The 13,164-nt window shown below is 69.8% G+C and carries 11 protein-coding genes; 7 read left to right on the forward strand and 4 right to left on the reverse strand.

Going from position 1 to position 13,164, the window contains the following annotated elements; translation table 11 throughout:
• The first annotated feature begins 20 nt into the window (after window positions 1-20).
• Window positions 21-893, forward strand: a complete 873-nt coding sequence (locus MQH10_RS06165; RefSeq protein ID WP_242563190.1) for a hypothetical protein — start codon at window positions 21-23, stop codon at window positions 891-893.
• Between the two features lie 49 nt (window positions 894-942).
• Window positions 943-3,048 (forward strand): alpha-galactosidase, encoded by a 2,106-nt coding sequence (locus tag MQH10_RS06170; RefSeq protein ID WP_242563191.1) that lies wholly within the window; start codon window positions 943-945, stop codon window positions 3,046-3,048.
• Here MQH10_RS06170 and MQH10_RS06175 read toward each other — a convergent pair.
• The 3 genes from MQH10_RS06175 to MQH10_RS06185 all read right to left on the reverse strand — a co-directional run bounded on the left by MQH10_RS06175 (window position 3,045) and on the right by MQH10_RS06185 (window position 6,190).
• The gene (locus MQH10_RS06175) at window positions 3,045-3,659 is read right to left on the reverse strand and encodes a TetR/AcrR family transcriptional regulator (RefSeq protein WP_242563192.1); all 615 of its coding nucleotides are present in this window, start codon (window positions 3,657-3,659) and stop codon (window positions 3,045-3,047) included. The genes MQH10_RS06170 and MQH10_RS06175 overlap by 4 nt on opposite strands.
• 52 nt (window positions 3,660-3,711) lie before the next feature.
• A complete protein-coding gene (locus MQH10_RS06180) occupies window positions 3,712-4,677 on the reverse strand; it encodes a hypothetical protein (RefSeq protein WP_242563193.1) in 966 nt (321 codons plus the stop codon).
• A 91-nt stretch (window positions 4,678-4,768) separates the two neighbouring features.
• Window positions 4,769-6,190 carry a helix-turn-helix domain-containing protein gene (locus tag MQH10_RS06185; protein WP_242563194.1) on the reverse strand — a complete coding sequence of 474 codons (1,422 nt, stop codon included), beginning with the start codon at window positions 6,188-6,190 and terminating at the stop codon, window positions 4,769-4,771.
• Between the two features lie 177 nt (window positions 6,191-6,367).
• Here MQH10_RS06185 and MQH10_RS06190 point away from each other — a divergent pair, with 177 nt between their 5' ends.
• Window positions 6,368-6,730 (forward strand): MerR family transcriptional regulator, encoded by a 363-nt coding sequence (locus MQH10_RS06190; RefSeq protein WP_242563195.1) that lies wholly within the window; start codon window positions 6,368-6,370, stop codon window positions 6,728-6,730.
• On the opposite strand, the gene hutC is transcribed toward MQH10_RS06190, so the two are convergent.
• Window positions 6,727-7,449 carry a histidine utilization repressor gene (hutC, locus tag MQH10_RS06195; RefSeq protein ID WP_242563196.1) on the reverse strand — a complete coding sequence of 241 codons (723 nt, stop codon included), beginning with the start codon at window positions 7,447-7,449 and terminating at the stop codon, window positions 6,727-6,729. The two genes, MQH10_RS06190 and hutC, sit on opposite strands and share 4 nt — an antisense overlap.
• A 136-nt stretch (window positions 7,450-7,585) precedes the next feature.
• Here hutC and hutH point away from each other — a divergent pair, with 136 nt between their 5' ends.
• The 4 genes from hutH to MQH10_RS06215 all read left to right on the forward strand — a co-directional run bounded on the left by hutH (window position 7,586) and on the right by MQH10_RS06215 (window position 13,135).
• A complete protein-coding gene (gene hutH, locus MQH10_RS06200; protein WP_242563197.1) occupies window positions 7,586-9,130 on the forward strand; it encodes a histidine ammonia-lyase in 1,545 nt (514 codons plus the stop codon).
• A 100-nt stretch (window positions 9,131-9,230) separates the two neighbouring features.
• Complete coding sequence (locus MQH10_RS06205; protein ID WP_242563198.1) at window positions 9,231-10,919, forward strand: class I adenylate-forming enzyme family protein; 1,689 nt, start codon at window positions 9,231-9,233, stop codon at window positions 10,917-10,919.
• Window positions 10,920-11,040: 121 nt separating this feature from the next.
• A complete protein-coding gene (locus MQH10_RS06210) occupies window positions 11,041-11,988 on the forward strand; it encodes a winged helix-turn-helix transcriptional regulator (RefSeq protein WP_242563199.1) in 948 nt (315 codons plus the stop codon).
• 70 nt (window positions 11,989-12,058) lie between these two features.
• A complete protein-coding gene (locus MQH10_RS06215) occupies window positions 12,059-13,135 on the forward strand; it encodes an NAD(P)H-dependent amine dehydrogenase family protein (RefSeq protein WP_242563200.1) in 1,077 nt (358 codons plus the stop codon).
• Window positions 13,136-13,164 lie beyond the last annotated feature (29 nt).

Raw genomic sequence — 13,164 nt, forward strand, 5'->3', positions numbered from 1 at the left:
CCGGGTCAAGGGAGAACGGCATGTCGAACCCAGTGGAAGCCTTCGTCTTGGAGGACCGGGCAGGGGTGCTGGCGGGCCCTGTCCGGCGACCGGCCAATGCCTCCAAGACCGCCGTCGGCTCGATCCACGACGACGCCACGGCCCAGCGCCTGGGGTTCCGGGGCGGCACGGTGGCCGGCAATATCCACTTCGAACAGTTCCCGCCCTTGTTGGAGGCGGCCCTCGGTGCGGACTGGGCCCGCACCGGGTCTCTGTCTTTGTACTTTCTCACCCCCACCACCGACGGCGAGCCGGTCCAGGCCTTCGCTCAGCTTCAGCCGGACGGCCGGGCCAAGGTGTGGATGGATGACGCTCAGGGCCAGAAGGTCTGCGAGGGCACGGCCTCGGTCGGGCCGCCCGACGCCTGGTCCGCCTTGAGGGAGCGCCTGCTCACCTTGCGTCCGGCCGAGGACCTGCGCATCCTCGCCGGCGTTCGGGTGGGCGACAGCGTCGATGATGTGGCGGCGCGGGTCGACAGCGCCGCCGGCGCCAGGCGCCTCGCCGTGATCACCGAGGACCTGGCCCGCTATCACGACCCGGCTGAGTTCGGGGCGCGGGTGGCCCCTCCGGCGACCGCGATCGACGCCCTGCGCGCGGTGGAGATCCCGCTGTTCTCCAAGGTCCAGGGCTTTGTCGGCATGTTCGGGGCCATTGAGCTGCAGATGCTCGGCGGGCCGATCTTCGCCGATCATGACTATCTGGCGAGCGGCCGGGTGCTCGCCCTGTCGGAATCGCCCAAGACCGAGATCGTCTGGTACGAATCGACCCTGCGCGACGCGACCGACGGTCGTCCGGTCGCCCGAATGATCCTGATGTCGCGTCTTCTGAAGGCCTCCTCGCCGCTCTGGACTTGAGCCGGCCGCCGCATCGCGGCATGTCCTTCTGAGGCGGAGGATGACGCGGATGCTGAGGCTCGACGGCGGCGGACAGACCCTGCTGATCTGGTTGGATGGCGGACGGCCCAAGCTCGCCTATTGGGGCCCGATCCTGCCCCAGGATCTCGACGACGCGTCGGTCATCGCGCTCGCCGAGACGACCCTGCCCCAGGGGGGTGTGCTCGACCTGGGCGAGGCCCTGGACCTGTTCCCGGAAGCCGGGGTCGGCTTCACCGGCCATCCGGCCCTGATCGCGCACCGGGCGGGCGGCGGCTTCGTCACCCAGATGCGCGCGGCCGGCTATGTCGCCGCCCAGGATGAGATCGAGATCGACCTCACCGATCCGCTCGCCGGGCTGGCGGTGCGCCTCATCGTCCGGCTCGATCCCGACACCGGGGTCGCCGCCTTCCGCGCCGTGCTCACCAACACCGGCGCGGACGTCTTGTCCGTCGACTGGATCAGCCCCTGCGCCCTGCCGTTCGCCGAGGCGGAGCTCATGTTTTTCGAGGGCCGCTGGGCCCGCGAGTTTCAGACTGTCCGGCAACAGGTCCGCACCGGCCTGGTCACCAAGGACAACCGCACCGGCCGCACCTCGCACCATGCGCCGCCGTTCATGGCGGTCGGCGCGCCGGGCTTCTCCGAGACCCGGGGCGAGGTCACCGGCGTCCACCTGGCCTGGAGCGGCGACGCCCGCATGCTGGCCGAACGGCTGCGCGACGGCCGGGTCCAGGTCCAGGCCGGCGAACTGTTCCTGCCCGGCGAAATCACCCTGCCGCCGGCCGGAACCTATGAGACGCCGATCCTCTATGCCGCGCGGTCTGCCGCCGGGCTGAACGGACTGTCCGACCGTTTCCATCCCTTCGTCCGCGATCAGGTGCTGGGCGGGCGGCTCAAGGCCAAGCCGCGTCCGGTGCACTTCAACACCTGGGAGGCCGTCTATTTCGACCACGATCTCGACCAGTTGAAGGCGCTCGCCGATCTCGCGGCCTCGGTGGGGGCCGAGCGGTTCATCCTCGACGACGGCTGGTTCAAGGGGCGCAACGACGACACCACCAGCCTGGGGGACTGGACGACCGATCCCGTGAAGTTCCCGGGCGGCCTGTCGCCCTTGATCGACCATGTGCGCGGCCTTGGCCTGGAGTTCGGCCTGTGGGTCGAGCCGGAAATGGCCAATCTGGACTCCGACCTGATCCGCGCCCATCCGGACTGGATCCTGCATGTCGAGGGGCGCGATCAGCCGGTGGGGCGCGGCCAGTACGTGCTGGACCTGACCCGGCCCGAGGTCGCCGACAACATCTTCGCCCAGATCGAGGCGCTGCTGGCCGCCTATCCGATCAGCTATCTCAAGTGGGACATGAACCGCGACCTGACCCACCCGGCCAGCCGGGGGCGTCCGGCCAGCCACAACCAGACCCGCGCGGTCTATGCGCTTATCGACCGGCTGCGCGCCATGCATCCTGACGTGGAGATCGAGTCCTGCGCCTCGGGCGGCGGGCGCGCCGACTACGAGATCCTCAAGCGGACCGACCGGGTCTGGACCTCCGACTGCAATGACCCCATCGAGCGCCAGTCGATCCAGCGCGGCTTCTCGATCTTCTTTCCGCCCGAGGTGATGGGCGCCCATGTCGGGCCCGCCGCCAGCCACACCACGGCGCGCCGCACCAGTCTGATGCTGCGCGCCTACACCGCCCTGGTCGGCCATATGGGGATCGAGGCCGATGTCCGGGCGTTTTCGGAGGCCGATCGCGCCCGCCTGGCCGAGGCCATCGTCCTGCACAAAAGGCTCAGGCCGCTGCTGCATTCCGGCCGCACCCGGCGGCAGGACTATCCGGACCCCGGTGCGGTCGCGACACTGGTGCTCGGACGGGACGGGGGGCTGGCCAGCTTCGCCCAACTGGAGACGCCGCCGCATGGCGGGCTCGCGCCCCTGCGACTGACGGGGCTGGAGCCAGCGGCGGTCTATGACGTGACCCTGCTGAACGCGCGCCCGGCCCGGCCTGGCCGACCCACGCCGGCCCTGGTCCGCGGCGAGCCGATCCGCACCTCCGGGCGACTGATCGCCGAACTTGGCCTGCCCCTGCCGATCCTGCGGGCCGGCGAGATCGCCCTGTTCGAACTGGTCCGGGTCGCCTAGCCGCGGGCCTGGGCGACGCCGGCGTCGATGGCCGCCAGGATCATGCTCACGGTCAGGTCCTGCAGGCTCTCTCGCGAGACGCCGGCGCGCACCATGTGGGCGCCGGCCGCGCCGGTTATCCCCATGCACAGCTCCACGATCGGCTCGGCCTGAGCCTCGGTGACGCCGTGGGCCCTCGCCAATCGCCGGGCCAGGAAGCGGACCGCCGCCTTGCGGTCGCTGGCGTTCTCCTCCTCGAAGGCGGCGACCACGGCGGGCTCGCTGAACAGCCGTTCCAGCAGCAGGCCGCGCTCCTCGGACTGCTTGAGCGACAGGGCCGTCATGCGCCGGACCATGTCGTTGAAATCGTTCGCCTGGGCGTTCTCGATCGCCTGGGCCGCGTGCAGACCCGCATATTCGCGCCGCAGGACCGCCTCGAGCAGCCGCGTCCGGCTGGGGAAGTAATGGTACATCAGGGCGGAGCTGACATCGGCCGCGGCCGCGACGCCGTCCATGGTCACGCCCGACAGGCCATGGGCCATGATCAGGGCGGCGGCGTGGTCCAGGATCGAATCCTGTCGATCGCTCGGCGAGAGCCGCGTGCGCCGCCGGGGTTCATCCGCCTTGTCCATGGCCGGGTTCTAGCGTGTTTCGACAAACACGGTCTCGTCTTGATGCGCCGGCTCAGCGCCAGCCGGAAATATTGTGCACGCCGGCCGAGCGTCGCCCCCAGGCGGTGCGGGGCATGGGCATGCCGACCCGATGGACCGACTGGACGAACACCACCGTGGCGTCCCAGGCCTGCTGCGCCACCGCGCCGATATCGTCGCCGACCAGGACGCGCCCGGGTGCGATCAGCCCCCCGCGGCCGCGGCCCTCCAGCAAGCCCTCGGCCAACAGCTCGTCCGCGAGCTGGGCGGTCATGGCCCGGGGAAAATGCAGACGCTTGGCCAGGCTGGTCCGCGTCACCGGGTGTCGGATCTCGTCGGGCAACAGCCCCTGGCTCCGGGCCAGCCGCCCCGACAGCTCGGGCGAGGCGCGGACCGCGTCATAATTGGCGTCGCAGACGCCCAGGAAGGCCACCGCCTTGTGCGCGCTCCACCCCATCTGGCGCATGAGGTCCGGAAGCCCGCCGTCCAGGAAGAACCGCATCGACAGCCGGGCGACCCTGCGCCGGGTTTCATGGGCCGAGACCTGGCCCTCGGGCAGCTGCACGCCCAGCGCGGCGAGCTCGTCCAGAAAACTGGCCACGCCCACGAACACCTCGCGGCGCACCCGCTCCATGGCCGGGCCATGCAGCACGGTCGGGGCGGCCAGCCAGCCGTCGGGAGTCAGCTGCACAAGACCGCGAGCCTCAAGGCCGGCCAGTCGCCGGCGCGCCTCGTCGACGCTCAGGGCGACCCGGGCCGCCAGGGTCTCGACCGGCTCTGGCCGGCGGATGGCGAGCATCTGCTCGGCCTGGTCCTCGGTCTCATCGGGAAGCGGAAAGGTGGTGTCCGCCCCGGTCAGCCATCCCAGGCCGGAAATCAGCAGCACGTCGGCCGGATCGGCGCCGACGATGGCGTACATCGTGTCCAGAAAGACAAAACTCTGTCGGACCAGGCAGCGCATCACCGGGCGATAGAGCGGACGAGCGATCTGCTTCTGCATCCTGTTCCGACCCTCCCCCTGAATCGGTTTGTAGACAATCTGGCACAAACCGGCGTTCGGCCAGATACCCGAAACGGGGAGCGGCGGGGCCTCAGGCGGGGGCTTCGGTGATCCGATAGGGGACGACGCTGCGCTCCTCGGCCGGCACCCAGATTGGCCGGTCCACCGGCGGGAAGGCGCGCTGGGGACAGTCGGTCCGCTCGCAGATCCGGCAGGAGATTCCGATCCGCGCGGGGCGGCCCTTCAGATCGACGCCTTCCGAATAGACTAGGGCGTCGGCGTATTGCAGCTCGCAGCCGAACCCCAGCACATAGCGCCGGTCCGGCTCCAGGAACGAGCCCGACCGCTTCACCACGCTGCGCGCGACGCACAGATAGCGCACGCCGTCCGGCATCTCGGCCACCTGCACCAGGAACCGGTCCGGATGGCCGATGGCGTCGTGGACGTTCCACAGGGGGCAGGCGCCGCCGAACCGGGCGAACTGGAAGCGGGTCGCGCTGTGGCGCTTGGTGATGTTGCCGGCGTGGTCGAGGCGCACGAAATAGAAGGGCACGCCGCGGGCGCCGGGCCGCTGCAGGGTCGAGAGCCGGTGGCAGACCTGCTCCAGACTGGATTGGAACCGCCGGGCCAGCCGTTCGACATCATGGCGCAGCTCCCGCGCCGCCGCCGCGAACTGGCGATAGGGCAGGACCAGAGCGCCGGCGGCGTAGTTGCGCAGGCCGACCCGGCAGACGTCGCGGGCGGCGTCGCCATGCAGGCCCGAGGCGGCGAGCTCGGCCTCGATCAGGTCTCCCAGCTCGGCCGAGACGATGTGAAAGGCCATCTGGAACGCGCGGGTGGCCATGGGCTGGGTGGCGCCCAGAGTCAGCGTCCGGCTCTCCGGATCATAGCGGCGCATCAGGTCGCCGGCGCCGTCGCGCACAACGGACTGGCCCATGGCGCCGCGCAGGTGGGATTCGAGCAGGGCCTCCAGCGGTGCGTCGCCGCCCAGCCCCATTCGCTCCGACAGGGCTTCGGCCGCGAGGTCCAGCTCGTGCAGATAGTTGTTCTTGTAGTGGAAGAAGTCGCGCACCTCCTCATAGGGCAGGAGCGAACTGGCGGCGGCGGTCTCGTCCACCGCCACGGCGGCGTCCGCCTGGCGCAGGCGGTCCTCCAGCCGCGCATAGGCGCGGTGCAGCTCCAGGAACCGGTGGGCGAAGGCCGGGGCTGTCGAGGCCACGTGTTTGATCTCCGGAAAGGAGAGGGCGCCCGACGGATCGTTCAGCCCGGCCGTCGCCTCGCGCAGGTCGGCGATCAGCCGCTGGTCGTCGTCGGCGTCCAGGGCGCCGGCATCGACCTCGAAGGTCTTCATCATGGCCAGCAGCACCCGCGCCGACACGGGCCGCTGATTGGCCTCGATCTGCGACAGATAGCTGATGGACAGCCCCAGCAGGCCGCTGGCCGTCTCCAGGGTCCAACCCCGCTCCTGGCGCAGCCTGCGCGCCTTGGGTCCGACGAAAAGTTTGTCCGCCATCAGTTTCGCATTTTTGCAGTTTTACACGATCGGGAGAGTGCGCGTTCACAGCTTGGCCCATTTCTAGGCCATTCGCACTAAGAAATTGCTCAACTTTCGCCGGCGCCGGTGCGTAAGCTCTTTCACACATTCGCAGGCCGCACCTTGAGCGGCTGTCATCCGCTTGGAGACCTCGAAATGGCGACGACCCGGTCCATGGCCACCATCACCCAGCTGTCCGAACTCTATGGTCTGACCCCGCGCGCGATCCGGTTCTATGAGGAGCGCGGCCTGGTCGAGAGCGGGCGGGACATGTTCAATCGCCGCCTCTACGACATGGCCGCCCGCGAGCGCCTGCGGGCGATCGCCGAGCTGCGCCGCGCCGGCCTGGGTCTGGAAGAGATCGAAGGCATCCTGACGGTCGAAGATGGCGACGAGCGCAATGTCCGCATCCTCGACGCCCTGGACCGCCGCCGCGGCCAGCTTGAAAGCGACCTGAACGTCCTGCGCGTGGCGATGGACCGCTATCAGGGCCAGGGCGCGCGTCAGGTCGCGGCCTAGGTCGCGCCGGGCGGGGAGAACTCCGCCACCAGGTCATAGCGGTCCCCCGGGAACAGCTGGCGCACGAAGGTGACGCCGGCCCCGGCCCGCCAGGTCCAGCGTTCGATCTGCAGACAGGCGCCGCCGCGCGCCACGCCGAGGCGTCGCGCCTGGGTCGCCTCCGCCGCCACCGCCGTGATCCGGTGCCGGGCGTCGGTCCACGGCGCATGGTGCAGCAGCCAGGAGCCGGGCGCCTCGACGGTGAAGTCCCGGTCTCGGGCCTCGGGCGCCGTGGCCAGGTTGATGATCCGGCTCTCCAGGCCGAAGGGCTCGCCGCCCGCCAGGTGCGCGCCGGTCAGGGCGAGAACCTCGCCGTGCGGGGCCAAGGCCGCTTCCGCGCCGTCCTCCGCCCGCAGCGGCCGGATCTCCCGGCTCAGCAGCCGAAATTCATAGACCTCGCTCCGCGCCGCGATCAGGGCGGCGATATCCGGAATCTCCAATACGGCGGTCACCACGGGAGGCTTGGCCACCAGGGTGCCCGCCCGCTTGTTGCGGGTCACCAGTCCCGCCGACGCCAGGGCGGTGATCGCCTTGTGCACCGTCATCCGCGCGCAGCCATATTCCGCCATCAGGGCGGCCTCGGTTGGGATGCGATGACCGGGCGGCCAGCTGCCGTCCCGGATGCGGGCCTCCAGCTCGGCGCGGATCCGGCGTTCCAGGCCAGGGGGACGAGAGCTCAAGACAGCCACGATGCGGGCAAGGGCGGATCTCCAGATGGCGCATATAATGTCTAGACATTAATCGCGACTTGGCCAAGGTCTGCGCCGATCGAAATCGACGCGCGCCTCACCCGCGCCGCCTCATCCGGAGACCGCCATGACCGACCTTGTTCTGCAGCCCGGCGCGGTGTCCCTGGCGCAATGGCGGGCGGTCTATAGTGGCGCGGCCGTGAGCCTGGATCCCGCCTGCGGCCCCGTGGTCGCCGCCAGCGCGGCGGCCGTCGAACGCATCCTGGCCAAGGGCGAGCCGGTCTACGGCATCAATACCGGGTTCGGGAAGCTGGCCTCCGTCCGGATCGAGGCCGAGGATCTCGCGACCCTCCAGCGGAACATCGTCCTGTCCCACGCCGCCGGAACCGGCGAGCCGAGCCCCATACCGGTCATGCGGCTGATGCTGGCCCTGAAGCTCGCCAGCCTGGCCCAGGGCGCCTCAGGCGTGCGTCCCGCGACCCTCGCCCTGATGGAGGCCATGCTGGCCAAGGACCTGATCCCGGTGGTGCCGGCCCAGGGCTCGGTCGGCGCCTCGGGCGACCTTGCGCCGCTCGCCCATATGGCGGCCACCATGATCGGGGTGGGGGAGATCTTCGTCGAAGGCCATCGCAAGCCGGCGCGCGAAGCCCTTGACGCCGCGGGCCTTTCCCCCCTCGCGCTCGGGCCGAAGGAAGGCCTCGCCCTGCTGAACGGGACCCAGTTCTCGACCGCCAACGCCCTGGCGGCCCTGTTCGAGACCGAGGCCTTGTTCCGCGCCGCCCTGGTGACCGGCGCGCTCTCCACCGAGGCCGCCAAGGGCTCCGACACCCCGTTCGATCCGCGCATCCACGCCCTGCGCCGCCATCGCGGCCAGATCGAGGTGGCCGAGACCCTGCGCGGCCTGATGGCCGGCTCCGCCATCCGCGCCAGCCACCTGAAGGACGACATCCGGGTGCAGGATCCCTACTGCCTGCGGTGCCAGCCACAGGTGATGGGCGCCGCCCTCGACATTCTGCGCCAGGCGGCGACCACGCTGGCCACCGAGGCCAATGGCGTGTCGGACAACCCGCTGATCTTCCCGGAGACCGACGAGGCCCTGTCGGGCGGCAACTTCCACGCCGAGCCCGTGGCCTTCGCCGCCGACATGATCGCGCTCGCCATCTGCGAGATCGGCTCCCTGTCCGAACGCCGCATCGCCATGCTGGTGGACCCGGCCCTGTCCGGCCTGCCGGCCTTCCTCACGCCCAGGCCCGGCCTGAACTCCGGCTTCATGATCCCCCAGGTCACGGCCGCGGCCCTGGTCTCGGAGAACAAGCAGCGCGCCTGTCCCGCCAGCGTCGATTCCATCCCCACCTCGGCCAACCAGGAGGATCACGTCTCGATGGCCGCCCATGGCGCGCGCCGCCTGCTGGGCATGGCGGAGAACGCGACGGCCGTGATCGGGATCGAGCTGCTCGCCGCGGTCCAGGGCTGCGACTTCCACGCCCCGCTCAAATCCAGCCCGGTCCTGGAGGCGGTGCGGGCGATCCTTCGGGCCCAGGTCCCCCATCTCGACGAAGACCGCCATTTCCACCCCGACATGGAGGCCGCCCTGGCCCTGGTGCGGTCCGGCGCCCTGGCCGACGCCGCCGGCGACCTGCCGGGCGTGCAGGCCCCCGATCCCCTTGGCTGAGGTCGCCTCGGGGTCACTTGCAATACGATACTGACTATGCAAGCTCAGGGCGACGGCGCGAAGCCCCGCGCCGGACACCCCGCCAGCCAGGAGACCCGCCTTGCGTCCCAGTCCCCCCGAACGCGTCGCAGACTATCGCCGTCGGGGCTGGTGGCGGGGCAAGACCGTCGAGGCGGTGGTACGCGAAGCTGTGGCGGCGCGCGGCTCGGAGGAGGCGCTTGTCGATGCGCCCAACCGCCCGGCCCTGGTCGGGACCCCGCCCCAACGCCTGACCTGGAACGAGGTCGACGCGCGGGTCGACGCCCTCTGCCACGCCCTGGCCGGCCTGGGCGTCGGGCGCGGCGATGTGGTCGCCACCCAGTTGCCCAACCTGGTCGAGGGCGTCCTGGCCTTCCTGGCTTGCGCCCGCATGGGGGCGATCCTCAGCCCGGTCGCCATGGCCTATCGCGGCCATGAGCTGCGCCAGATCCTGCCGACCGTGGAGCCCAGGGTCTATCTGACGGTGGGCGAGTTCCACGGCTGCGACCATGCCGCCATGCTCATGGAGCTGAAGCGGGAAGGGGTCACCGGCGTCGAAGTGATCAGCCTCGGCGCGACGGCTCCGGCCGGCGCTTTCGCCCTGGACGACCTGCTCGCCGCCGCGCCGGCCGGGCCCTATCCGAGCCCGGCCGACCTCGACGCCGCCGAGGCCCTGACCATCTGCTGGACTTCCGGCACCGAGGCCATGCCCAAGGGCGTGCCGCGGCATCACGACCATTGGGTGATCAATGGCGAGGCTCTGGTCGAGGCCGCAGGCCTCCAGCCCGGCGACGCCATCCTGAATCCGTTCCCGCTGATCAACATCGCCGCCATCGGCGGCATGGTGATGACCTGGCTGCTCTGCCAGGGCCGCCTCGTCCAGCACCACCCCTTCGACCTGCCGATCTTCTTGGGCCAGATGCAGGGGGAGGGTGTGGCCTATACGGTCGCCCCGCCGGCCGTGCTCAATATGCTGCTGCAGAACGAGGCCCTGCTGTCGGCCACCGACCTGTCGAAGCTGCGCTGCCTCGGCTCCGGCTCCGCGCCGCTCGCGCCCTGGATGGTCAAGGGCTGGCAGGAGCAGCACGGCGTCACGGTGATGAACGTGTTCGGCTCCAATGAGGGAACCTCGCTGTTCTCCACCGGCGAAGCGATCCCGGACCCCGAGCAGAGGGCGCGCTTCTTCCCGAGGTTCGGGGCGCAAGGCGTGGATTGGCCTGCGGAATTTCCCGCCAAGATCCGCACCCGCCTGGTCGATCTGGCGACCGAGCAGGAGATCACCACGCCGGGCGCCGAGGGCGAGCTGCGGATCTCCGGCGCCATGACCTTCGACGGCTACTACAAGGCGCCTGAACTCAATCGCGCGGCCTTCGACGCCGAGGGCTATTTCCGCACCGGCGACCTGTTCGAGATCGCCCCGGAGGGCGGCGGCCGGTTCTATCGGTTTGTCGGCCGCTGCAAGGAGATCATCATCCGCGGGGGCCTCAACATCTCCCCGGCCGAGCTCGACGTGCTGATCGAGAGCCATCCCAAGGTCCGCGAAGCCAGCTGCGCGGCCTATCCGGACGAGCGCCTGGGTGAACGTGTCTGCGCCGTGGTCGCCCTGCGCCCCGGCCAGGATCTGACCCTTGACGAGCTCAACGCCCATCTGAGGGCCCACGACATCGCCACCTACAAGCTGCCGGAGAAGCTCAGGATCGTGGAGACCTTGCCGCGCAATCCGCTGAACAAGGTTTTGCGACGGGATCTGGCCGGCGTGGCGGCGTCCTGACCCGCATAGGGCGTTTGATCCAAAGCAACTGCGCAAGTTGCGAAAGCAGCTTGCATACCCGGACGCGTTCCGCGACTCTTGAAGTCCCGTTGTTTCCGGGCCTTGAAGAGCCGATCCATACATGACCGCGCCGAAATTCATCCGCACCTGCTCGATCTGGCGGGCGCTGGAGGTGGTGGGCGACACCTCCGTCCTGCTGATCCTGGAAGCCAGCTGGATCGGCGCGCGCAAGTTCGACGAATTCCGCGCCCGCACGGGCCTCCTGCAGACCCTGCTCAGCGACCGGCTCAAGCGCCTGGTCGCGGCCGGCGTGCTGGAAAAGGTGCTCTACAACGAGACCCCGCCGCGGTTCGAATACCGGATGACCGCCAAGGGTCGCGACCTCTATTGGCCGGCCCTGATGATGCTGCGCTGGGAGCGCCGCTGGAGCCCGCCGGAGGGCAAGCTGCAGCTCAAGCTGCGCCACCGCACCTGCGGCCACGCCTTCGAGCCGGTGCCGACCTGCCTGAAGTGTGGTGACGAGATCAACGCCCGCGACGTCGACTGGACCGAAGGCCCTGGCGTCGGCTGGATGGCCGCCCGCTACAGCCGTCGCCGCCAGCAGCGCCACGCCGCCGAGAGCGCCTCGGGCCTGATGGTCGATGTCGCCCAGATCACCGGCGACCGCTGGGCCAGCCTGGTCCTGCGCTCGATCTTCACCGGTCTGCGCCGCTTCGACGAGATCCACCGCGACACGGCGATGGCCACCAACATCCTGTCGGAACGCCTGTCGTGGCTCACCGCCCAGGGGGTGATCCGCGCCCACGAACTCGGCGGCCGCCGCTTCGAATATCGCCTGACCGAGAAGGGCGTCGACTATTACCCGGTCCTGCTGATGCTGCTGCAGTGGGGCGACAAGTACTATGTCTCGCCCGAGGGACCGCCCTTGCTGCTGCGTCACAAGGCCGACGGCCACGACCTGGAGCCGGCCGTGACCTGCTCCTGCTGCAGCCAGCCCGTCGAACCCCATGACGTGACCTTCGAGGTGATTGAGGCCGAGACGCCGCGGGTCCTGGAAGTGGCGGAATAGACCGCCTCCAAGGTCACTTTCATAACGATACTCATTCGGCTAACCTCCGGGGACTCGCAGAGGAGGGGCCATGAAACACCGCGTCATCCAGTGGGCCACGGGCGCCATGGGCAAGACCTGCCTGCGGGCGGTCATCGACCATCCGGCCATGCAGTTGGTGGGTCTTTATGTCTATGGCGACGACAAGGCCGGCCGTGACGCGGGCGACATCGCGCGACGTCCGCCCACGGGCGTGATCGCCACCCGCGACGTCGACGAGATCCTGGCCCTGGACGCCGATGTGGTCATCCACTGCGCGCGGCTCGCGCCCCCCTATGGCTCCCATGACGCCGAGATCCTGAAGCTGCTGGCGTCGGGAAAGAACGTCATCAGCATCAATGGCTACAGCCGGCCTCAGCATTGGGTCGGCGCGCGGCTGGAGGCCCTGAAGGCCGCCTGCGCCGCGGGCGGCTCGACCCTGATGGCCGCGGGCCTCAATCCGGGCTTTGCGGCCGAGCAGCTGGCGGTGGTGGCCACCGGCGTCTGCACCCAGCTCGACCATATCGAGGTGGTCGAAAGCGTTGACTGCCGGCCCGTGCGTAATCCCGAATATGTGTTCAAGATCCTGGGCTTCGGCGCGGATCCCGAAGCAGTTGACGCCAATGATCCGACCTGGGGCCCGGCCTCGTCGCTCAACGGCATGTACGCCGAGGTGCTGTCGGCCATGGCCGAGCATCTGGGGCTGGCCCTCGACCGGGTCGACACCGACCACCGGGTGTTCCCGGCGACCGAGGACCTCAGCGTCGCGGCCGGATCGATCGCCAAGGGCGGGATCAGCCATGTGAACTGGCGCTGGCGCGGCGTGGTCAACGGCGCCGTGAAGCTGACCATGTCCATCCACTGGTACATGGAGGACGCCCATCTGGACGCGCCCCATCCGCCGCTCTGGCGCATCCATGTCGCCGGCCAGCCCGGGGTGAAGCTGTCGGTGGATCTGGAGAAGCGGGCAGGGGATACGACCGCCACCTCCGCCGAGCAGCTCGGGGTCGCCGGCGCGGTCGTCAACGCCATCCCGCTGGTCTGCGCCGCCCAACCTGGCCTCATGACCCGGCCCCTGGCGACGCCGTTCCGGGGCGAGCTCGCGGGCGCTCAGACGTCGCTTGCATAACGATACGATCTATGGATGATCCCGCCTCA

It is taken from the genome of Phenylobacterium aquaticum (genome assembly GCF_022695515.1).
Taxonomy (GTDB): domain Bacteria; phylum Pseudomonadota; class Alphaproteobacteria; order Caulobacterales; family Caulobacteraceae; genus Phenylobacterium; species Phenylobacterium aquaticum.

What these genes read in the sequence shown, in the direction of transcription:
- MQH10_RS06190 (WP_242563195.1), top strand. Translation starts at nt 6,368, where the DNA reads ATGGCGACGACCCGGTCCATGGCCACCATCACCCAGCTGTCCGAACTC.
- MQH10_RS06175 (WP_242563192.1), bottom strand. Translation starts at nt 3,659, where the DNA reads ATGGACAAGGCGGATGAACCCCGGCGGCGCACGCGGCTCTCGCCGAGC.
- MQH10_RS06165 (WP_242563190.1), top strand. Translation starts at nt 21, where the DNA reads ATGTCGAACCCAGTGGAAGCCTTCGTCTTGGAGGACCGGGCAGGGGTG.
- MQH10_RS06170 (WP_242563191.1), top strand. Translation starts at nt 943, where the DNA reads ATGCTGAGGCTCGACGGCGGCGGACAGACCCTGCTGATCTGGTTGGAT.
- MQH10_RS06185 (WP_242563194.1), bottom strand. Translation starts at nt 6,190, where the DNA reads ATGGCGGACAAACTTTTCGTCGGACCCAAGGCGCGCAGGCTGCGCCAG.
- hutH (WP_242563197.1), top strand. Translation starts at nt 7,586, where the DNA reads ATGACCGACCTTGTTCTGCAGCCCGGCGCGGTGTCCCTGGCGCAATGG.
- MQH10_RS06210 (WP_242563199.1), top strand. Translation starts at nt 11,041, where the DNA reads ATGACCGCGCCGAAATTCATCCGCACCTGCTCGATCTGGCGGGCGCTG.
- MQH10_RS06215 (WP_242563200.1), top strand. Translation starts at nt 12,059, where the DNA reads ATGAAACACCGCGTCATCCAGTGGGCCACGGGCGCCATGGGCAAGACC.
- MQH10_RS06180 (WP_242563193.1), bottom strand. Translation starts at nt 4,677, where the DNA reads ATGCAGAAGCAGATCGCTCGTCCGCTCTATCGCCCGGTGATGCGCTGC.